Origin of the sequence: Hymenobacter defluvii (assembly GCF_017589435.1) — a bacterium.
GTDB lineage: Bacteria > Bacteroidota > Bacteroidia > Cytophagales > Hymenobacteraceae > Hymenobacter > Hymenobacter profundi.
The window spans coordinates 43,094-63,015 of the sequence record NZ_JAGETX010000001.1 but is presented as its reverse complement, the minus strand read 5'-3'; the positions used below and the strand labels follow the sequence as shown (position 1 = coordinate 63,015).

The following is a 19,922-nucleotide window of genomic DNA, read 5'->3' as shown; positions in this document are numbered from 1 at the left end:
CCTCCGGGAGAGGGGTGCCAGGCGACATATGCAAGAACCGTTGAACGCACCCCTCTCCCGGAGGGGAGGGGACGGGGGTGGGGTTACGCTAGCACTCGCTTCGCATTACGCTACCTTTGCCGGCCCATTCATCTGCTTGTTATGTCTTTCACCGCGCTTCGTCCACACATTAAACCCACCTTGCTGCTGGCTTACCCGGTGGTGCTGAGCCAGTTGGGCCACGTGCTCGTCAACGTCTGCGACAGCGTGATGGTGGGGCACATTGACCCGCCTGCGCTGGCGGCTACGTCGTTGGCAGCTATATCCCTGGGCGTGAGCACAAGTACGGTAGGACTGGTGCTGGGCCTGGGCGTGTCGTTGGGCATCACGCCGCTGGTGGCCGCCGCCAATGGCCGCCGCGACGTGCCCGCATTGGGTAGGCTGCTGGTGAATGGCGTATGGCTGTGCCTGGCGGCCGGTCTGGTGCTGGCATTGTTGGGCTTTGCCCTAACGCCACTGCTGCGCTACCTAGACCAGCCGGCGGCCGTAGAAGCCCTGGCCCGCCCCTGGATTCAGGTGCTGTTCCTGTCCTACGTGCCGCTGATGCTCTTTCAGGCTTTCAAGCAGTTTGCCGAAGGCCTGGGCCTCACCCGCCAAGCCATGTACTTGTCCATCATGGCCAACGTAGTGAATGCCTTCCTGTGCTACGTCCTGATTTTCGGGCACTTCGGCGTGGCCCCAATGGGGCTGATGGGCTCGGCCTGGGCTACCCTCACGGCCCGCATTCTGATGGCGCTGCTCATGGGCACCTACGTGCTACGAGCGGCCCGCCTGCAACCCTACCGCGAAGCGGCCAGCACGCAGTTCCTCCCCGATGCCGTTACGCTGCGCCGGTTGTTGGGCCTGGGCGCGCCCATTGGCGTGCAGATGATGTTCGAAATGGGCGCCTTCAGCTTTTCCGCCATCATGATTGGCTGGTTGGGCGCTACGCCGCTGGCTGCCCACCAGATTGCCATCAACGTAGCTTCCGTTACCTATATGGCGGCCAGCGGCATTGCGGCCGCGGCCACCGTGCGGGTAGGCAACTTCTACGGCCTCGGCGACGGCCCCGGTGCCCGACAGGCGGGCTTTACGGCCTATTGGCTCACCTTCCTGTTTATGGGCACGATGGGCCTCATATTGGTAGCAGGCCGCCAGGTGATTCCCTACCTATACAACGACACAACCCTGGTGGTAGAGCAAGCCGCCGGGCTGCTGCTCATTGCCGCGCTGTTCCAGGTATCCGATGGCTTGCAGGTGGTAGGGCTGGGCGCGCTGCGCGGTCTGGAAGATGTAAAAGTACCTTCTATAGTAGCCTTGCTGGCATATTGGGCGGTGGGGCTGCCCATAGGCTACGGCCTGGGCTTTGGGCTGGGCTGGGGTGCAACCGGCGTATGGGTAGGGCTACTCACTGGCCTCACGCTGGTAGCGGGCGTGCTGCTCTGGCGCTTCCGGCAGCACAGCGCCCAAACGCCGGCAGCCGTGAATTTGGAACGGATTGTAATGGCGCATTAAGTGGTGAGGTTGTGAATAAAGAATACGGCTGTCATCCTGAGCCTGCGAAGGAGCTTCTCATGTTAGAACGAGTCGTTGGTTACGCTTGTCGTTCACGCGTGATAAGGTCCTTCGCAAGCTCAGGATGACAGCCGTATTCTTTATTCACAACCTCACAACTCACCATCTCATCACTTCGCAACTAAATAACTTCCTTTCAGCGTTGGCACGGAAGTAGTATTCCTGTCTGCCATGTCCTTCTTCTCGTTTCTGTTGCCTAGCCTGCTGCTGGGCGGCTTTTTTTCCGTTCCTACGCCCGCCCAAACCACGCCGCCTAAGCCCGAGGTTATTGCGTGGTCGGCGCAACGCAAGCTCACCTGGGCCGATTTCAAGACTAAGCCTACCCCTACTGACCGCTTGGCGGCCCTCACCTCAGCCAATATTGATGTGCAGGTAGGCTGCAAGGATTTCGTGTTTTCCTCGCAGGTGCAGGCTGTCTTTATGCCCACTGAATCGTGGGTACGGGAGGCCACCAAGGCCAGCCCCGAGCTGCTGCGCCACGAGCAGCTGCACTTCGATATCACGGAGCTGTATGCTCGCCGCATGCGCCAGAAGCTGAGCCAAACGCAGTTCGATTGCCAGCATCTGCAACCCAAGTTTCAGAACCTGACCAAAGCCATGTTTTCGGAGTGGCAGCGCGAGGAAGCCCGCTACGACCAGGCCACCAACCACGGCCTGAACAAGCCGCAACAGCAGCTATGGGAAACCCAGGTGCAGCAAAAGCTGGCGCAGTTGGAGCAGTTTGCCTTGGCGCAATAAGAACCGTTGACCTTGCGTGAAGTGCTACCTTGGCGTTACGTATGGCAGAATCCACCACTCCCGCTCCCCTTTCTTGGGACGAATTCACGCGCGTCGACTTGCGCGTGGGCACCATTGTAGAAGCCCGCGAATTCCCGCAGGCGCGTAAGCCAGCCTACCAGTTGCTGGTTGATCTAGGACCTAAAATCGGCCTAAAACAATCCAGCGCCCAGATCACGCACCACTACCAGCCCTCCGACCTCGTAGGCCGCCAAGTGTGGTGCGTGGTCAACTTCCCACCTAAGCAAATCGGTCCGTTTCGCTCCGAAGTACTCGTGACGGGCACACCCGATGCCGATGGGCATATTGTACTGGCCACAGTGGCTAGCCCTGTGCCCAACGGCAGCCGCTTATTATAAGAATGGTGAAGTTTTGAACTTACACTCGCATTCCATGCTCTCCTGCACTCACTCGGCTATGCCGAGTGAGTGCGAACAATAGCTATTTCGTTTGATTGTTCTGGCTGGCTTCTTCCAGCTTCTTTTCGCGGGCCGCCAGGCTGTCGATAATTTCCCCGTAGATTCCATCCAAGTCTTTGTCGTGGATGGCGTAATAGCGGTAGCTCTGCTGAAAGACCGAATCCGTGACTTGGTGCTGCTGCAATACCAGGCGCTGCTGCTCGTTGTAGAGCGCCCGCGCCGAATCGGTGCTCAGGCGGCCCGACTCGATGCGCGCTTCCAAGATGTGCAGGTCGATGAGGATGCCGCGCATCTGTTCTTTGGAGAGCAGTTGGGCGGGTGGTACGGCCATTTCGGGCCGGTCGCAACTGCTCAGCAACAGGCTCAAAGACAGCAGGGCGTAGGATAAAAGAGTTTTCACGTGGGCAAAGTTAGCCAGATCCCGTAGTTTAGCCGTGATGAATACGCCCGAATCCACGCCTTTCCAGCAACTTGTGCGCCGTTTGCGGCAAATGGAGATACGTATTCTCAAAACTGCCGACGCGCAGCTACAGGGCGATTTCAGCTCGGTGTTCAAGGGTACGGGGTTGGAATTTGATGATGTGCGCCTCTACCAGTACGGCGACGAGGTGCGGGCCATCGACTGGGCCGTATCCAGCAAAGGCCACGGCACGTTCGTCAAGACGTACAAGGAAGAACGCGAACAGTCGGTTTTATTGCTGCTTGATGTCAGCGCCTCGCAGCAGGTAGGCGCCCAAGGTAGGCGCAAGCTCGATGTAGGCCGCGACATCTGCGGCCTGTTGGCGCTGGCTGCCGCCCGGCAAGAGGCACAACTGGGCATTTTTGCGTTTTCGGATCAAAAAGAACTGTTTCTGTCGCCGGGCAAGGGTATTCGGCACGCCTACGCCCTCATTAAGCGGTTGTTTGACCTGGAGCCCCGCTCGCGCCAAACCAACGTAGCCGAGGGTATCAAGCAAGCATTGGGCCTATTGAAGCGGCGCAGCATTGTGCTGCTGATTTCGGATTTCATCGACACCAACTACGAACGGGAGCTGACCATGCTGGCCCGCAAGCACGACCTGATTGTGGTGCAGCTCCTGGACCAGCGCGAGCGGGAGTTTCCGCCCCTGGGCATCATTCCGCTGCTCGACCAGGAAACCGGCCGCACCGTGTGGACCAATACGTCCTCGGCGGCGTTTCGGGCACGCTACCGGGCCACCTACGAGCAAACCCGTGAGCAAATCGGGCAAATTTGCCGGCGCCACCGCACCGAGTTTCTATCCATTGCCACCGACTCCGACTTTGTGCCGCAGCTGGTGAGTTTGTTTCGGAGGCGCAACCAGCGGGGCGGCCGTGGGTAATCGCGTCGCCTGGGTAGGGCCGCTACTGGCGGTGCTCTTGTTGCTATCTGGTAGCACCGCATACGGACAAACCGCGCCTCGCACCGACACCTTGCCGCGTGGCCGTTTTGTGCAGCCTACCGTGCGCGTGGGCCAACCTATTCGCTACGAGCTAACCTACCGCCACGCGCCAAACCTGGAAGTAATTTTCCCGGATTCGACGGCCAGTTTTGCGCCGTTTGAGCTGATTCGGCGCTCCTACCAGCCTACCCGCACCCGCCAGGGCCGCAGCCTCGACCGCACCGTGTACCTGCTGCGCACCTTTTCCCTGGACCCAGTGCAGCGCCTGCGCCTACCTGTGCTGGTGCTGCGCGGCCGCGATACGCTCACGGTGCCCGCCCTCCCCGACTCGGTGCAGCTAACGCGCACGGCGGCTCCTTTACAACCCGGTGTTCCTACCCCTACCCTCCGCGCTAATGTGCAACCACTGCCCATAGAAGCGCGCTTCAACTACCCCTACTGGCTGGCGGGCTTCGCAGTGTTGGCACTCGTGGCCGGAGGGCTGGTTCTGGGCTTTCGCAAGGGCCTGCGTCGGCGCTACCAGCGGTACCGCCGACGCAAAAACCACGCGTATTTCCTTACTCAGTATGCCCGTCACATCGAGCGGTTTGAGCTGTCGCGCTCCCTCACCAATATGGAGCGCGCCATCACGCTCTGGAAAAACTACCTCAGCACCCTCGAAAACAACAGCATCAACAGCCTGACTACCCGCGAGATAGTAGCGCACTACCACCACGACCCACGCGTGGCCCAGGCCCTGCACCTAGCCGACCGCATGATCTACGGCAACCAGCTGATGGAAGAAGAAACCGAAAGTCCGCTGGTGTTTGACCTGCTGCGCGAGTTTGCAGAAGTGCGCTACCAGGCCGATGAGCGCTCATTAAATCCAGCACGAGGGTAACTTTGGAACTGCGCTATCCTAACGTAGAATCTGTTCTGTTCAGCGGATGAGTTCCTAGCCTACTCACAGAGCTTTGCGAAAAGCCAGGAGCGTTAGGCCTACGTGCCTCTTGAAGAAGATGTTGAAGCAGGACACATACTAGAAGTATAAACAGTTACTTACCAGCTGTATTTGTAGTAGGTTTGAAAACAGTGCGCAACGCTTTCAGCGCGGCTGGATGATAGATTGTTGCGTGCGTTTCCTCAGGCATGGGTTCGTAATACCACCGGATGGTGCGCTTCGCTGCCTTCAGCGCGGATGGTAGCCGGCGCGACTCGGGAATTTGGGCATCATCGCTGCTGGAGGCAACATACACCGTTTTTGCCGGACCGCTGTAGCCCTGTAGCATGGCCTTAGCTTGGTCTACCAACTGGCCCTTGTTCCACCACAGGCTAGGGTCAAAGGCAATGTACGTATCGAAGAGCTCGGGCTCCAAAAACAGTGTTTCCAGCACAAACAAGCCCGCTAACGACTCCCCCATGATGGCCGTTTCGGCAGCGGTGTGGTATCGCTCCCGGATTAGGGGCATGAGCTCCGTGCGAATAAACAGCCGAAATGCGGCCGACCCGCCTACCTGAGGGGCAATCTTCCGATCTTCTTCGCTGTTGGTGGGGCCGGTTAGGTCGCGCCGGCGCTGGGTATTTTCAATCCCGACCAATATAAACGGGCGCATGGTTCCATTGCCCGTGAGCACCTGCACCAAACCTGCCACGTGCAGGAAGTCTTCTTGCTGCCCGCCATCGGGCATGTACAGCACGGGCAGCCGGATGGCGGCTGAATCGGTATAACCCGGTGGTACATACACGTTGATGCGGCGCGTTTCGTGCAGCGCCTCCGACGGCAACGTGAAGGTTTGCCCAATGGTCAGGGGCGTGGATGCTGTTTGGGCCTGCGCCGCTGGGTAACAGCTCACAAAGAGCAACAGGGCGCAGAGTGCAAGGAGACGACTAGCTTTCACAAGAAAGAGAATAGTATAAGATACCGGAAGGAGCCGCGAAGGTACGCGAATGAGCCAAGGGCCCGCTAGGCCTCGCGCTTATCCCTTGTATTCTAGGCATGAGAAGAATCGGTTATTGCTGCTAGCCTTTCCCTGCTCGTGCAGGTACACGTCGTACCAAACTACATGCTTAGAGCAAAGAGGCCTACCCCTACTGCGCCTTTCATCTGCTCGGTTTATATACTTTGCCAAAGATTTATCTTCTCGCCTGTATAGCCGATCTGATGCCAGGAACACACAACAAGGAGCTAGCCACTCCACCCCACTACCCCGTCTTAGACGGTCTTCGCGGGGTTGCGGCCATCATCGTGGTTACCTTTCATCTGACCGAGCCACTGGGAACCGGACACCTGGATATTCTGGTCAATCACGGCTATTTGGCGGTCGACTTCTTCTTCCTGCTATCTGGCTTCGTGATTGGCTACGCTTATGATGACCGTTGGTACAAGATGAGCGTAGGCGGTTTTCTAAAACGCCGGGTCGCACGCCTCCAACCTATGGTAGTGCTGGGAATGACCCTCGGCGCCATCGGCTTCTATTTCACTGATTCTACCATCTGGCCACTCATTCATACGGTCCCCGTCTGGAAGATGCTGCTGGTGCTGCTCATTGGGTATACCATCCTACCCGTGCCGCTGTCGCTGGATATACGGGGCTGGCAAGAGATGCACCCTTTGAATAGCGTGGGCTGGTCGTTGTTCTTCGAATACGTGGCGAACCTATTGTATGCCATCTGGATCCGGAAGTTTTCCAACACCGCTTTATGCATCCTGGTCGGCATCGCGGCTATTGCCCTAGCTCATTTGGCCATCACCAACGGCGACGTTAGTGGCGGCTGGACGCTGAATGTAGAGCAGGTCCGCATTGGCCTCACCCGTACGATGTTCCCTTTCAGTGCTGGTCTGTTGCTTTCTCGGGTAGCTAAGCCCACGGGGCGCATACGCAACGCCTTTTTCTGGTGCAGCCTGCTACTGGCCACCCTGCTGTATATGCCGCGCCTGGGCGGCGCGACGCATCTGTGGCTGAACGGACTTTATGAATCGGTATGCATTATTCTCCTTTTCCCGCTCATCGTTTACCTGGGTGCCAGTAGCGCGGTGCAAACGCACCACGAGAGCAGACTATGTAGGTTTCTGGGCGACCTATCCTACCCGCTTTACCTGGTGCACTACCCGCTGGTCTATTTTTATGTTGCCTGGATCAGCAATCATCCAGGCACCACGCTCGCGCAGGCGTGGCCCTATGCGCTACTTATCTTACTAGGCGGAATCGTGCTGGCTTATGTTGCCTTGAAATGGTACGATGAGCCAGTTCGCAAGTGGTTACGGAGAAAACTTGTGTAGGCTCGGACTATTGGAATACGTGTGGCCAAGGCGCTGGCATCAGCCACCTACCGCTGTATGTCCTTATTCTACAGCACTCGTAGCGAGGCGCTTGAACTGCTTTTTTGCTTAGGACTAGTTTCGTAGGCAGCAAAAAACCTGTACCTTCTCCGGCATCGTACCGCAGCGCACGCTTTGTAGCGCGTTGGCTGGCTGGCCTACTCCGGCCACCAGATCACGAAGCCGCTCGTCACTAGGACTACCTTCCCACCCATACTCCACATCCTATGCAAACGAACCACGTTACGTACCGCCCCCACCCCCAGGTCTCCGTGCCTTCTAGCCTAAGGCACACTCTGCGCCGGAGTATTCTGCCAGCCGTGCTGCTGAGCCTGCTTTCGGGCTGTCAAGAGGAGGTTTTCACCGACAGTGACGCAACAGGCGGAATAGCCCCTACCCAGGTCAGCGCGCTGGCCGTCGTGCCCAAAAGTGAAGCCCTGCTGGCGCTGACTAGCTACGACAACAAGTACTACAACCAGTACGGCACGTATGGCCCTACCTTCAAGGCCAACTACTGGTTTGATCTGGCCAAGACCCGGCGCATGGATTTCTGGACCCAGGCCGAAGCCATCGAAACCGTCATTGATGCCTATAATGTAAACCCTACCACTGAGTACAAAAACAAAATCCAGTACCTCTACAACGGCATGCGCGATGCCCACGGCCTGCTGTGGAGCAGCAACGAGTTCAACGACGACATCATCTGGGGCTCTCTGATGTGCATCCGCGCCTACGAGATCTGGAACGACGGGGGCATGCTGGATATGGCCCGGCAGAACTTTGACCTGGTGTGGGCCCGCGGCTGGGACACCACGCTGGGCGGGGGCTTGTGGTGGAAAACCGACAAGCTCTCCAAAAACACCTGCGTGAATGCGCCGGCCGTGATTTGCGCCATGCGCCTCTACAAAGCCACCGGCGACGTGAGCTACCGTAACAAAGCCAAGATGATTATGGACTGGCTGGTGCCGCAGATGTATGTGCCCGCCACCGGCGAAGTGAAAGGGGCGGTGAACAAAGCCGGCCAAATTACGGAAGGCGCTTTGCTGTATACGCAGGGCACCTTCATTGGAGCAGCCAATGAGCTGCGCCCCTACTACAGCAGCCCCGACTACCGGAGTATGGGGCTCCAGGCCATGAACTATGCCCGCACCAGCTTATCCAAGTCGCCCGGCGGTATTTTACAGGACGAAGACGCCGTACTGGACATCCAGGGGGGTAAGTCCATCTTTGCGCGGTGGGCCTGCATCTTCGTGAAAGACACCGGCACCGCCTCCACGTACGGTCCGTGGCTGGACCTAAATGCTAGCCAGGCGTGGTCGATCCGCAACTCGAACGGGTTGATGTGGAATTTGTGGAGCACGCGCACCTCCGACACGGACAACCTGAACTCGTGGCGCACGAATGGCGGCGTGTCTATGATGCTTAACCTCTATCGCTTCCGATAGCATAAGTAGGTAGAAAGTCAGATAAAAGCTACCCCTAAGAGAAGCATGAAAGCCCCTCCGACGAGGGGCTTTCTCGTTTTTATGGTGGAATGATGTGACCCGAAGTAGCGCTTTGTTAGCTCTGAGTTCAATTCCCATTAGATAAGCCCGAGAGGAAAGCTGCCTTAAATGAAGATTACATGAAACATAGTTGCATATCTAACATTAATTGTCTTAATATTGCATCAATGTTTCATGTAATATTCATTCAAGGCAGCTTGCTCTTATGAAATTCAACCTTTCCACCTCTACCTTTTTACTGGCGTTACTTGCCACGGCAACATTGTCTTCGTGCGACGACAACGACTCAGATGCCGCACCTGACGTAGCTGCTACTGAGCAGGAGCATCGTTACGTACGGGTATTGGTAAGCGACGAGCAAGACACCAAGCTCACGCAAATAACTCCCTTCGATGCTTCGGTGACCTCCTTCAACACCAAGTTTCCGCTGGCCAACCTGTACACCACGGCTTCTGGTCGTTTTGCAACGGTGCTGTATCAGAGTCAAAACATGGTGGAAGTATTTGATACGGGGCTAGAGTCGCACGTAGACCATGTGGATGTGAAGGGTACGCCGAAATGGGCTGCCATTACGGCCAATGGCGCGAAGCCTACCCATTTCAAAAGCAAAGGCACTGAGTCGCTGATTTTCAACGACGGCGACGGCACCCTCAGCGTCGGTAATGACGCCGATTTTCATACGCCTGGCGCAACGTTCAAGACCATCAATGCTGGACTACTGCCACACCACGGGGCTATGGCCCAGTTCGACAATGGCAACTACGCCGTCACGGTTGCCCCTACCTCTGGTGCCAGCCCTACCAGTGTGCGCGTAGTCAGCAGCACGGGTAGCCTGGTGCACGCCTCCACGCTGACGACTGGCAGCATCCACGGCAACGCCACCGATGGGCAGAACGCCGTATTTGGCTGTTTTACTACCTCTGCTAATACTTCGGGCAGCGTGTTGGTGGTGAAACAGTCGGGCGAGCAGCGCCTGATTGCTAACCCAGCCGATTTTGGCGCTTTCCGTCTGGCCAGCGTCTATTATGCCAAGGCAGCCAATAAGTTTATTGGCTACGTGGCCACTAAAGGCGCCTATTTCATCGACCTGGGCACCGACCGGATTACGCCCATCTATACTGGCAATGATGCTATACAGTGCAAGGTAGACCAGGCGGGCAGCAACCTGCTAATTCTTACCCTTGATGGAAAGCTGCGCGTATACGACCTCGCCACCGGCACCCTGAAAAAGGAAGGCCAGGCCATTCCCGCTACCCCAGCCGCCGATACCTACAAGCCGGTTTTGGAAGCTACGGAGCGCTACGCTTACATTGCCGTGCCGACGCTGGGCGAGGTGCACCAAGTGAAGCTCACGGATTTTGGCAGCGTGACGAAACATAAAGTATCGGCCCGGCCGGTGCGCCTCACTGTGGCTGGCTTCGAGAGCAGCACTTCACACTAACTCCTCGTGGCCTACCCGGCCAGCGACAGATAGAGTAGTATATTTGGCAAAGACTTCCGTGGCGGAAGGATATAGCAGGCCGTGCCTGCCGTATTCCGCACACGGAAGTCTTTTGCCGTCTACCCTGCCCTTCTCTATTCTATGCTCGAACAGCTTTGGCACCGCTTGCTGGCCCCTTTCCTGGACGCGTTGCGCTACTCTACGCTGACGGGCTACACCTGGCAGGAGCCGCGCTTGTTGCTCCTGGTGCCGGTGGTGCCGCTGCTCTTTGTGGTACGCTGGGCGCTGACCTACCGTCGCCGGGCCCGGCTGGGAGTGGCCTTTGTGGGGGGTAGGGTGCGCCAGGATTGGTCGGCGCTGCTGCGTTTTGTGCCCGATGTGGTGCTGGCCCTCAGCCTAATGTTTGGCCTGGTAGCCCTGGCCCGCCCCCAGCGCACCGACGAGCGCGTGGTGCAAACAGGAGAAGGCATTGACCTGCTGCTGGTGCTGGACGTATCGGGCTCGATGGAGCTGGGCGACCTGCGCCCCAACCGCCTGGAAGCCGCCAAGCGCCTGGCTCGCGAGTTTGTGGACAGCCGCGCCGGCGACCGGGTAGGGCTGGTGGTATTTGCCGGCGATGCCTACTCCCTGGCCCCCCTCACCACCGACTACGACCTGCTGCGCGACGAGCTGCGCAACCTACACTTGGGTATGATTGCCAACGACGGCACGGCCATTGGCTCGGCGCTGGGCGTGGCCACCAACCGCCTTCGGGCTTCGCGCAGCCGTACCAAAGTGTGCATCTTGCTTTCCGACGGCGAGAATACTGCCGGTAGCCTCGACCCACTCACGGCTGCCCAGCTGGCCCACGCCTACGGCCTGAAGATCTACACCATCGGCCTGGGGCGCGACGGCACCGTGCCCTTCGGCACCGACCCCGCGGGCCGCACCCGCTACGTGGAAACCCGCCTCGACGAAACCACCATGCGCCAAATTGCGCAGGCCGGCGAAGGCCAGTTCTTCCGTGCCACCGACAACGCCGGCCTGCGCCAGGTGTTTCGGCGCATCAATCAGTACGAGAAGTCCGAAATCAAGCAAACACGCTACCGCAATACCAAGGATTACTACCGCATCTACCTGGGGTGGTGCGTGTTGCTGTGGCTGGTGTGGCTGGGGCTGAAGAACACGTTTTTGACGAATGCGTTGGAGGATTAGGTAAGCATGCATTAGACCTTATTTATTTTAACTACCTATCTTACAGGATTGTCCTTTTATTCTTATTATCCGATGAAAAAATATCTACTATCCCTTCTCCTATTAGCACCAGGCATAGTAGCCGCGCAGAAACCCGAGAAGCCCGTTTCGTTCGTACTGAAAGGTCAACTAGGCTCACGCCTGAATGCCCCGGATAAAATATATCTGCGTTATGGTAGAAAAACAGATTCGACTGAAATACGAAACGGACACTTTCTGCTGAAAGGCAGCGTAGACGAGCCCAAAAGGGCTTGGCTGTATCTGAGCAGGGACGGCGAAAAGCCAACGGATTACAAGGGGGACTTCTACCTTGAAAAAGGCACGCTCACCTTCACCAGCCCAGACTCCCTGAAAAATGCCACTGTCACTGGTGGCAAGCTCACGGCGGAGTATCAGTCGTTATTCGCAGCTAAGCAGCAGCCCGTGTATGAGGTATTAAAAACGCTGGAGAAAACCTTTTGGGCTGGCACGCCCGAGCAGCGGCAGTCGCTTGAATTCAAGCAAGGGCTGCGGGCGCGCCGAGCGGTTGCCTTGAAAGAGGACGCTCGGTTGGATTCCGTGTTTATTACAACCCACCCCAATTCGTTGGTTAGCCTCGATCAACTAGATGTGGTGAGCGATGACAAAGCCCGTCATCCATTTGTCGAGGCCATGCTCCCTACCCTCTCCCCAGCGTTGCGCGACAGCCCACAGGCCGTGGATATACGGAACAGAATGCGCAAGGCAGCATTGGGGCTAGATGCTGCACCAACGTTGAAGGTGGGAATGCAGGCTCCCGACCTTATGCTACCAACTCCCGATGGTAAGCAAGTGTCGCTGAACGATTATCGTGGTAAGTACGTGTTGGTTGATTTCTGGGCCAGCTGGTGCGGCCCCTGTCGCGCCGAAAATCCGAACGTGATACAGGCTTACAATGCCTACAAAAACAAGAATTTCGACATTCTGGGCGTATCGCTCGACGAGGCGCGGGACCGTGCCAAATGGCTGAAAGCCATTCAGGATGACCAACTGGCCTGGACGCAGATTTCGGACCTGAAAGGCTGGCAAAGCGCGGCTGCTACCGCCTACCTCGTACGGGCCATTCCGCAGAACTTTCTGGTAGACCCTACCGGCAAGATTATAGCCATGAACCTGCGAGGCGAGTCGTTGCAGCAGACGCTGGCGCAACTGGTGAAGTGATCGGGACAGTAGCGCACCCTACCCCACCGCAGCAGTGCCTACCTTTGCCGCATGAGCATTGCCGAGAACATTCAGCACATAGAAACCGAGCTGGCCGGAACGCCGGCCCGCCTGGTAGTCGTCACGAAAACCCACCCGGTAGCGAAGCTGCAAGAAGCCTACGACGCCGGCGCTCGGCTGTTTGGCGAGAACAAGGTGCAGGAGATGGTGGCCAAGCAACCCGAGCTGCCCGCCGATATTGAGTGGCACCTCATTGGGCACCTGCAAACCAATAAGGTGAAGCAGCTGGCGCCCTTCGTGCATACCATTCAGAGCATAGACAGCTTAAAACTGCTGTTGGAAATTGACAAGCGGGCCGCCCAGCACGACCGGGTGGTAAATGGCCTACTGCAATTCCACATTGCCGACGAGGAAACCAAAACCGGCCTCAGCTTCGCGGAAGCCGAAGAAATGCTGCAATCCGACGAGTACCAGCAGCTCCGTCACGTGCGCCTAACGGGCGTGATGGGCGTGGCCACTTTCACCAACGACCAGGCCCAGCTCCGCCGCGAGTTCCAGACGCTGCGCGGCTACTTCGAGCAGCTCAAGAGCCGCTTTTTCGCCGATGCCGACCATTTCCGGGAAATCTCCATGGGCATGAGTTCCGACTACCCCCTGGCCATCGAAGAAGGTAGCACCCTGGTGCGGGTAGGCAGCGCTATTTTTGGCGCACGGGGGTAAACTCGCATGCTTCTAACGATTGTCATTTCGACCAGCGGGAGAAATCTCGCGTGCTGACGCAAGAACGTTATGCTGAGCGTATGCGGAGCCGTAGTCGAAGCATTTCTCCTGTAAGCAATTACTACCACACGAGATTTCTCCCGCTGGTCGAAATGACGCTCTCCCCATTCAACATTCAACCCTTAAAAATCAACACATCAACATGACTGCCCGACTTATTCTACAACTTGCTGCCCTGCTTGGCGCTCTGGGCGTGGGCATTGGCGCGTTTGGCGCGCACGGCCTGCGCGCGATGCTGGAAGCCACCGGCCGCTTCGATACGTTTGAAACCGCCGTGCGCTACCAGTTCTACCACACGCTGAGCCTGTTGGCAGTGGGCGTACTGCTGTACGTGCGGCCCGAGTTGCGCTTACTGGGCACTACGGCTGGGCTGTGGCTGAGCGGCGTCCTGATTTTCAGCGGGTCGTTGTACGTGCTGTGCTTCACGGGTATCAAATGGCTAGGCGCCGTTACGCCGCTAGGTGGCCTGCTGTTCATTGCCGGCTGGATTACGCTGTTGCTGGCTGCCCGCCAGCTGTAGACGGCCACACTACCAATGCAAAGCCCCCTGTACGACCAGTTGCCAATACAACCGGTCGTGCAGGGGGCTTCGTGCTGCCAGCTAGTTCAGCCCTACCTTCCCCTTCACGGATTCAAACAGCTTTTTCGAATCGAACCCTACCCCTTGCTTGAACACGAGTTCCGTGTTGCGCACCTGGCGGATGTCCTGCTCCACGTCGCCAGCCACCAGCACTAGGTCGGCCTGCTTGCCTACTTCTACAGAGCCGATTTGGGCAGCCCGGCCGAGGTAGGTGGCACCGTTGAGAGTCGAAATCTTGATGGCCTGCACCGGCGTAAAACCAGCTTCGACCAGCAGCTCCACTTGGCGGCGGTTGGCGTAGCCAGCCACCGTGCGACCGGCGCCGGTGGGGTCGGTGCCGGCCACCAGCAGGCCGCCAGCGTCGTAGAACATCTTTTCCCAGGCCATCTCCTTTTTGAACAGGGACGCGCTGGCTGAGTCGCGGCCCTGGTTGCGCTGCCAGGTGGTTTGCTCGCGCTCCTGGAGCTGTGGAATCAGCGCTTCCAGGCCGCCACCCAGCACCACCTCGCGGCCCGTGTAGGGCTCAAATACGGGTAGGGTTGATGTGAGGGCCACCTTCTTGCTGATCAGAAACTGAATCAGTTCCTTCATTTCGGGGCTGTTTTGGGGCAGGTTTTGCAGGCCGCGGTGCGAGGTAGGGTAGTCGCACACATCGGGCTGGTGGTTGGGCTCGAAGTCGGAGCTGGCCATGAAGCCGTGCTCCAGGTTGTCGATGCCCAGTTCGGCGGCCTCGCGGTAGGTGATGGCGCACAGGTGACCCGTTATTTTGAGGTGGCGCGGGTGCGCCACGCTTACCACGGCGGCTAGGTCGGCGCGGGTGGCATGCATGTACATCTTGAACGACGTGCAGCCCCGGTCGGCCCAGTAGGTGGCGGTGCGGGCGGCGTCTTCGGGGCCGTGCACCGTGTTTAGGGCCGGAATATCCATGCCGGGCTCCTCAATGTAGGGCGCCGTCACGTCGATACTCGGCCCAATGAGTTTGCCTTCCTCGATCAGGCGCTGGATGGCCAGGTCCGTTTGCGGCTCTACGCTGCCGGCCGTGCGGATGGTGGTAGCGCCTCCAGCCAGGTACAGGCGCGGAAACGAGTAGGGCATCTCGGCAATGTTGAAGAAGCTGCCCGCCGGCATGGTGTAGTAGAGGTGCTCGTGCAGCATCACGAAGCCCGGCAGCAACGTTTTGCCCGCCCCACTAATGATTTCGGCCTCCTTCGGCACATTCACTTTGCCGGCCTTGCCTACCTGCGTGATGCGGCCCTCCTGAAACACCACCGTCTGGTGTGCCTGCGCTGGCCGACCGGTACCGTCGATGAGCTTCACGTCGGTAATGGCTACCACATTGCCTTTCACCTTGATGTATTCGCTGACTTGCGGCGTGAACGTGGTTTGCGCGTGGGCCGACACGGCGAAGACAGTGGCTGAAAGAAGTAGAAGTCGTGCAAGCATAGGAAGAGGGATTTGGCGAGGAAGATAAGGAGCGGAACTCCAACCATGACAACCGACTCGGAACACTGCCACATCGCCACCGAATCAGATTGTGCGTAGAAGCCTACCACGGCTGTTTACAGGCCACCTCTTCTCTCGGCTTATCGGCTTACATGACCATTCCTGTTCTTATTATTTTACTGGGCTTCCTCATCTTTCTGGGGCACTACCTGGCGCAGCTGTTTGAGCGCACACGCATTCCGGATGTGTTGGGCCTGCTGCTCGTGGGCGTGTTGCTGGGGCCCATGCTGCACCTATTAAATCCCGCAGATTTTGGGCAGGCCGGTCGTGTGTTCAGCAACGTGGTGCTGGTGTTCATTCTGTTTGAAAGCGGCCTGGAAGTGCGCTTCGAGCAGTTGCGGGCGGCACTCCGGGGCACATTGACCCTCACCACGCTCAACTTTATCGTTACTACAGCACTCATAGCGGGTCTGGCGCAATTGTTCACCCCACTCGATGTGCTCAGTTCCTTTATTCTGGGTTCTATTTTGGGGGGAACTTCCTCGGCAGTAGTGACCACCCTCGCCCGCCAAGCGGCCGTAGAGGAGCGCACAACGACTACCCTGGTCATGGAATCGGCGCTTAGCGACGTGTACACGCTGGCTATTCCTATTGCCCTCATCAGCTTTTACACGGGCTCAGCGCTGACGGCTCGTACTATCTTCGACCATATACTGGCTTCCCCCGTGGTAGCAGTAATAGCGGGCGTGGGTGGTGGCTACTTGTGGTCGGTACTGCTGAACCGAATTCCTACCCTGCACAAAACCAGCTTCTCCACGCCCGCCTTCGTTTTTATTCTGTACGGCTTGGTCGAGCTACTAGAGTTCAGCGGTCCGATTGCCGTGCTGTTTTTCAGCATCACGCTGGGCAATGTGGCGCTATTGCGCCCTAAGCCCTTGCCCCACTACTTCGCGCCGCGTCAGGTAGAGCTCACAGCGGCTGAAAAGGTTTTTTTTGCAGAAATCGTGTTTTTGCTACGCACGTTTTTCTTCGTGTACGTGGGTGCTTCCATTGTTTTCGACAATATCAACTTACTGCTACTCGGGGTAGGCTTCACGGTGCTACTATTTCTGGTGCGCATCCCGGTGGTGTGGCTGTCAGCCGATGCCACCACGCCTGTATTAGACAAGTCGGTGATGAGCATCTTAATTCCGAAAGGACTGGGTGCGGCCGTGTTGGCTACCCTACCCTTACAGCGAGGCATGGCTACGGGCGCTGCTATTCAAACCATTGTGTTTGCCGTTATCATGGCTACCACTGTGCTGTGCACCATCCTTTTCTTCTTGCTTGAGAAAGGCTGGTTACTACCTTTTTACCGCTTGTTTTTCAAAGCACCGCCCGTTACCGACGCAGCCCAATCGTCGTCTCTACTACCTTGACTAGGGCGCCCAGCCTCCTACTTCCAGTTTTTCAGAAGCCGCCGCATCATCACAATCTCGCCGGTATGGTAGGCGGTGTGGTCGGCAATGAGTAGGGCCTCACGCAGTAGCGTTTGGCCGGTGCCGTGCGGAATGGGCGCCAGCAGATCCTGCGCGGGGTCGCGCAGCAAGGCGATGAACCGCTCCCGGTCTTCCCGAATTTGCGTGAGCGTTTGCTGCCATTGCTCCTCCGTGGCGTTGGCGTCGCGGGCGGGCCAGTACCCATCGGGCCACTTGGGCGACTCGTGCGTTTCCTGCATCGAAAACTCCAGAATATCCCACTGCGCAATGCGCACATGCTCAGCTAATTGCCAGATGGTGTACGGCATATCCGGCACGTGCCTATTGAAGACCAGCAGCGGCACATCGACGCAGGCTTCTTCAAAGGTGATGTGGGCGTTAGCCTCTGTTAGTAGGCTAACTAGGTGGTCTACGAGGGCTTCGCGGGTGTTCTGTTCCATAGCTAAGAAGTTGAAGGAGTGTGAGGCAGTATACGCAAAAACGACCACGACAGAAACCAAAAATGGCCCGACTCATTTCTGAGCCGGGCCATTGGTAGCCACAAGCAGTTGTCTTACGACTTCTTCTTGGCTTTCATTTTAGCGTCGCCGATTTTGGCTTTCTCCTTGCCGTCGGTAGACATGGCAGAAGTGGTCATGGCGGCGGCGTCTTTCACCTCGCCTACCAACGATACCATGGCATTGCCAGCGGCCGAGTTCGACTCGATGGTCAGCACTTTGTTCTGCATGCCCATTTTGCCGGCACTGTTGAATTTGGCCGTTACGGAGCCAGTTTTGCCGGGCATCACGGGGTCACGGGTCCAGTCGGGAGTGGTGCAGCCGCAGCTCACGCCGATGTTGGAAATCACCAATGGCGCGGTGCCCGTGTTCTTGAACTTGAAGGTGTGTTCTACGATGCCGCCTTGCGCCACGGAGCCGAAATCGTACTTCGACTCTTCGAATTGAATATTGGGGCCGGCTACTTTAGCCTGGGCGTTGGCAGGGGCAACTGTTTGAGCCTGAGCCGCGAAGCCAGCCATCGACAGCGACAAAGCAAGGAAGAGTATCTTTTTCATGATGCTAGAACGTTTGGTAGGTAGCGTAGAACAAAGTTAAGATTTTCACACTGACAGCCAAGAACTTTGCCAGTTTGGGGGTGTAACCAAGGTAGGTCGGTTGAAGTTCAGCGAAGTAGGGAAATGGTGAAGTTGTGAATTGAAAAGTATCTGTCATCCTGAGCCTGCGAAGGACCTTATGCCAGTTGACCGACTATCGTAACAACGACTCGTTCTCATGTGATAAGGTCCTTCGACACTGGCTTGATGCGCCACATGCTCAGGATGACAGATATAGAATGACAGACGCTTTCACCACTCCCCTACTCTTTACTCTTCACTCTTCGCATCGGCAATCAGCTTCTGGTTGAAATTCAGCAGAAATAACCGCTCCGAGGCGCGGGTGATGGCCGTGTAGAGCCAGCGTGCAAACTCGGAGTTGACCATATCTTCTTTCAAAAAACCGTGGTCGACGAACACGGCCTGCCACTGGCCGCCCTGGGCTTTGTGGCAGGTGAGGGCGTAGGCGAATTTCACCTGCAAGGCGTTCAGGAACGGGTCTTTACGCAGGGCCGCCGACTTGTCGCGCTTGGTAGTGAGGTGGGCGTAATCTAAGCCCACGGCGTCGTAGAGGGCTTTGTTGCGGTCGGCGGGTAGGGCGGGGCTTTCGGTGTGCAGGGTGTCGAGCAGCAGCTTCACCTCCTGCTCGGGCTCATCGGGGTAGTCCACGAAGCGCACGCGGGCGTCGGCAAAGTGAAACCCGAACTCCTCCGTGCGCCGCACGATTTTGGTGACCTGCACGAAGTCGCCGTTGGCCAGAAAGCCCATTTCGGAGTCGTTGGGCAGCCAGAAGTAGTTGTTGCGCACCACCATCAGGTAGTCGCCCGACTCAATCTCGTCCTCGGCCTCAAACAGAATGCGCCGGATGTACTGGTTGTACTGGTTGGCGTTTTTGTTGGAGCGGCAAATAATGGTGGTGTTTTCGTGGCCGAAGTTCTTGTAAGCCCAGCGCAGACCGTCTTCCAGCTTGTCGCCGCCCATCTTGAAGATGTCGCGGTAGCCACTGGTAAAGAACTGAATATGCGGCGCTTCCTCGCGCAGTTCCTCGCGCAGGATGGTAGCATTCACCAAGATACCTGACTCCTCGGCCTGGCGCATCACCTGGCGCAACTCCACCGAATCGACGGCAGCGCGGAAGCGGTGACGCAGCAGTTCGGGGTCGAGGGCGGGGCTCAGGAGCTGGCCCACCGGCGGCAGCTGGGCCGTATCGCCAATGAGCAGCAGGCGGTTGGTGGGCTTCTCGAACACGTAGCCCAACAGGTCGTCGAGCAGACCGTTTTCGCCGAACGCCTTTTCATCGGAAATCATGGAGGCCTCGTCCACGATGTAGAGCATGTCGGCGGTGCGGTTGGGCTGGCGCTGGAAGTTGAGGCGGTCGGAAGCCGCGCCGCCGGTCTGGCGGTAGATTTTCTTGTGGATAGTGCTGGCTGCCACGCCCGAGTACACGCTCATCACCTTGGCGGCGCGGCCGGTGGGCGCCATCAGGGTGTATTTGCGGCCGCGCTGTTGCAGCCATTGCACGAGGGCGCTTACCACGGTGGTTTTGCCGGTACCGGCGTAGCCGCGCAGCACAAAGGCCTTGCGGCCGGGCAGCTCATCTTTCAGAAACACATCGAGCTTCTGAAAAAGCAGGGCCTGATCCTGGGTAGGCTCGTAAGGAAAATAGTCGCGGACGGAAGGAATTCTGACGGATAGCATAGAGG

At 57.7% G+C, this 19,922-nt stretch carries 19 protein-coding genes; 13 read left to right on the top strand and 6 right to left on the bottom strand.

The window, feature by feature from the left end:
- Positions 1-141 precede the first annotated feature (141 nt).
- From J4D97_RS00240 to J4D97_RS00230, 3 genes are all read left to right on the top strand, one after another.
- Positions 142-1,533 carry an MATE family efflux transporter gene (locus J4D97_RS00240; protein WP_208305881.1) on the top strand — a complete coding sequence of 464 codons (1,392 nt, stop codon included), beginning with the start codon at positions 142-144 and terminating at the stop codon, positions 1,531-1,533.
- A gap of 231 nt (positions 1,534-1,764) precedes the next feature.
- Positions 1,765-2,331 (top strand): DUF922 domain-containing protein, encoded by a 567-nt coding sequence (locus tag J4D97_RS00235; RefSeq protein WP_208305880.1) that lies wholly within the window; start codon positions 1,765-1,767, stop codon positions 2,329-2,331.
- 41 nt (positions 2,332-2,372) lie between these two features.
- Positions 2,373-2,729 carry a tRNA-binding protein gene (locus J4D97_RS00230; protein WP_208305879.1) on the top strand — a complete coding sequence of 119 codons (357 nt, stop codon included), beginning with the start codon at positions 2,373-2,375 and terminating at the stop codon, positions 2,727-2,729.
- 82 nt (positions 2,730-2,811) lie between these two features.
- Here J4D97_RS00230 and J4D97_RS00225 read toward each other — a convergent pair whose 3' ends face one another.
- Complete coding sequence (locus J4D97_RS00225) at positions 2,812-3,189, bottom strand: DUF4296 domain-containing protein (protein ID WP_185283025.1); 378 nt, start codon at positions 3,187-3,189, stop codon at positions 2,812-2,814.
- A 37-nt stretch (positions 3,190-3,226) separates the two neighbouring features.
- Between J4D97_RS00225 and J4D97_RS00220 the strand changes: the two genes are divergently transcribed.
- Together J4D97_RS00220 and J4D97_RS00215 are read left to right on the top strand one after the other, a co-directional pair.
- A complete protein-coding gene (locus J4D97_RS00220; RefSeq protein ID WP_185283024.1) occupies positions 3,227-4,129 on the top strand; it encodes a DUF58 domain-containing protein in 903 nt (300 codons plus the stop codon).
- Positions 4,122-5,069 (top strand): hypothetical protein, encoded by a 948-nt coding sequence (locus J4D97_RS00215; RefSeq protein WP_208305878.1) that lies wholly within the window; start codon positions 4,122-4,124, stop codon positions 5,067-5,069. The genes J4D97_RS00220 and J4D97_RS00215 overlap by 8 nt, the downstream gene beginning before the upstream one ends.
- A gap of 154 nt (positions 5,070-5,223) precedes the next feature.
- On the opposite strand, the gene J4D97_RS00210 is transcribed toward J4D97_RS00215, so the two are convergent.
- Positions 5,224-6,021 carry an alpha/beta hydrolase gene (locus tag J4D97_RS00210; RefSeq protein ID WP_208305877.1) on the bottom strand — a complete coding sequence of 266 codons (798 nt, stop codon included), beginning with the start codon at positions 6,019-6,021 and terminating at the stop codon, positions 5,224-5,226.
- A 308-nt stretch (positions 6,022-6,329) separates the two neighbouring features.
- Here J4D97_RS00210 and J4D97_RS00205 point away from each other — a divergent pair, with 308 nt between their 5' ends.
- The 7 genes from J4D97_RS00205 to J4D97_RS00175 all read left to right on the top strand — a co-directional run bounded on the left by J4D97_RS00205 (position 6,330) and on the right by J4D97_RS00175 (position 14,145).
- Positions 6,330-7,448 carry an acyltransferase family protein gene (locus tag J4D97_RS00205; protein WP_208305876.1) on the top strand — a complete coding sequence of 373 codons (1,119 nt, stop codon included), beginning with the start codon at positions 6,330-6,332 and terminating at the stop codon, positions 7,446-7,448.
- A gap of 266 nt (positions 7,449-7,714) precedes the next feature.
- Positions 7,715-8,932, top strand: coding sequence for a glycoside hydrolase family 76 protein (locus J4D97_RS00200; protein ID WP_208305875.1), 1,218 nt, complete (start codon positions 7,715-7,717; stop codon positions 8,930-8,932).
- A gap of 265 nt (positions 8,933-9,197) precedes the next feature.
- Positions 9,198-10,433 (top strand): hypothetical protein, encoded by a 1,236-nt coding sequence (locus tag J4D97_RS00195; protein ID WP_208305874.1) that lies wholly within the window; start codon positions 9,198-9,200, stop codon positions 10,431-10,433.
- A 141-nt stretch (positions 10,434-10,574) separates the two neighbouring features.
- The gene (locus J4D97_RS00190) at positions 10,575-11,627 is read left to right on the top strand and encodes a vWA domain-containing protein (protein ID WP_243900068.1); all 1,053 of its coding nucleotides are present in this window, start codon (positions 10,575-10,577) and stop codon (positions 11,625-11,627) included.
- Positions 11,628-11,699: 72 nt separating this feature from the next.
- Positions 11,700-12,845, top strand: a complete 1,146-nt coding sequence (locus J4D97_RS00185; RefSeq protein WP_208305873.1) for a TlpA disulfide reductase family protein — start codon at positions 11,700-11,702, stop codon at positions 12,843-12,845.
- Positions 12,846-12,896: 51 nt separating this feature from the next.
- Entirely contained in the window at positions 12,897-13,565 is a 669-nt protein-coding gene (locus J4D97_RS00180) for a YggS family pyridoxal phosphate-dependent enzyme (RefSeq protein WP_208305872.1), read from the top strand.
- 202 nt (positions 13,566-13,767) lie between these two features.
- On the top strand, positions 13,768-14,145 hold the full coding sequence (locus tag J4D97_RS00175; protein ID WP_208305871.1) for a DUF423 domain-containing protein: 378 nt from the start codon (positions 13,768-13,770) through the stop codon (positions 14,143-14,145).
- A gap of 81 nt (positions 14,146-14,226) precedes the next feature.
- Here J4D97_RS00175 and J4D97_RS00170 read toward each other — a convergent pair whose 3' ends face one another.
- Positions 14,227-15,648, bottom strand: a complete 1,422-nt coding sequence (locus tag J4D97_RS00170; RefSeq protein ID WP_208305870.1) for an amidohydrolase family protein — start codon at positions 15,646-15,648, stop codon at positions 14,227-14,229.
- A 152-nt stretch (positions 15,649-15,800) separates the two neighbouring features.
- Here J4D97_RS00170 and J4D97_RS00165 point away from each other — a divergent pair, with 152 nt between their 5' ends.
- Positions 15,801-17,066, top strand: coding sequence for a cation:proton antiporter (locus J4D97_RS00165; RefSeq protein WP_208305869.1), 1,266 nt, complete (start codon positions 15,801-15,803; stop codon positions 17,064-17,066).
- A gap of 17 nt (positions 17,067-17,083) precedes the next feature.
- Here J4D97_RS00165 and J4D97_RS00160 read toward each other — a convergent pair whose 3' ends face one another.
- The 3 genes from J4D97_RS00160 to J4D97_RS00150 form a co-directional block, all read right to left on the bottom strand.
- A complete protein-coding gene (locus J4D97_RS00160) occupies positions 17,084-17,566 on the bottom strand; it encodes a DinB family protein (protein WP_208305868.1) in 483 nt (160 codons plus the stop codon).
- Positions 17,567-17,679: 113 nt separating this feature from the next.
- Positions 17,680-18,180: a DUF1573 domain-containing protein gene (locus J4D97_RS00155; protein WP_185283013.1), complete on the bottom strand. Its 501-nt coding sequence runs from the start codon at positions 18,178-18,180 to the stop codon at positions 17,680-17,682.
- A gap of 309 nt (positions 18,181-18,489) precedes the next feature.
- On the bottom strand, positions 18,490-19,917 hold the full coding sequence (locus J4D97_RS00150) for an ATP-dependent DNA helicase (protein ID WP_208305867.1): 1,428 nt from the start codon (positions 19,915-19,917) through the stop codon (positions 18,490-18,492).
- Positions 19,918-19,922: the final 5 nt, after the last annotated feature.

Excerpts from the sequence above, each read along its gene's own strand:
- J4D97_RS00235 (WP_208305880.1), top strand. The coding sequence starts at position 1,765 with ATGTCCTTCTTCTCGTTTCTGTTGCCTAGCCTGCTGCTGGGCGGCTTT.
- J4D97_RS00170 (WP_208305870.1), bottom strand. The coding sequence starts at position 15,648 with ATGCTTGCACGACTTCTACTTCTTTCAGCCACTGTCTTCGCCGTGTCG.
- J4D97_RS00150 (WP_208305867.1), bottom strand. The coding sequence starts at position 19,917 with ATGCTATCCGTCAGAATTCCTTCCGTCCGCGACTATTTTCCTTACGAG.
- J4D97_RS00180 (WP_208305872.1), top strand. The coding sequence starts at position 12,897 with ATGAGCATTGCCGAGAACATTCAGCACATAGAAACCGAGCTGGCCGGA.
- J4D97_RS00175 (WP_208305871.1), top strand. The coding sequence starts at position 13,768 with ATGACTGCCCGACTTATTCTACAACTTGCTGCCCTGCTTGGCGCTCTG.
- J4D97_RS00205 (WP_208305876.1), top strand. The coding sequence starts at position 6,330 with ATGCCAGGAACACACAACAAGGAGCTAGCCACTCCACCCCACTACCCC.
- J4D97_RS00200 (WP_208305875.1), top strand. The coding sequence starts at position 7,715 with ATGCAAACGAACCACGTTACGTACCGCCCCCACCCCCAGGTCTCCGTG.
- J4D97_RS00190 (WP_243900068.1), top strand. The coding sequence starts at position 10,575 with ATGCTCGAACAGCTTTGGCACCGCTTGCTGGCCCCTTTCCTGGACGCG.
- J4D97_RS00195 (WP_208305874.1), top strand. The coding sequence starts at position 9,198 with ATGAAATTCAACCTTTCCACCTCTACCTTTTTACTGGCGTTACTTGCC.
- J4D97_RS00240 (WP_208305881.1), top strand. The coding sequence starts at position 142 with ATGTCTTTCACCGCGCTTCGTCCACACATTAAACCCACCTTGCTGCTG.
- J4D97_RS00220 (WP_185283024.1), top strand. The coding sequence starts at position 3,227 with ATGAATACGCCCGAATCCACGCCTTTCCAGCAACTTGTGCGCCGTTTG.
- J4D97_RS00185 (WP_208305873.1), top strand. The coding sequence starts at position 11,700 with ATGAAAAAATATCTACTATCCCTTCTCCTATTAGCACCAGGCATAGTA.
- J4D97_RS00160 (WP_208305868.1), bottom strand. The coding sequence starts at position 17,566 with ATGGAACAGAACACCCGCGAAGCCCTCGTAGACCACCTAGTTAGCCTA.
- J4D97_RS00155 (WP_185283013.1), bottom strand. The coding sequence starts at position 18,180 with ATGAAAAAGATACTCTTCCTTGCTTTGTCGCTGTCGATGGCTGGCTTC.
- J4D97_RS00165 (WP_208305869.1), top strand. The coding sequence starts at position 15,801 with ATGACCATTCCTGTTCTTATTATTTTACTGGGCTTCCTCATCTTTCTG.
- J4D97_RS00230 (WP_208305879.1), top strand. The coding sequence starts at position 2,373 with ATGGCAGAATCCACCACTCCCGCTCCCCTTTCTTGGGACGAATTCACG.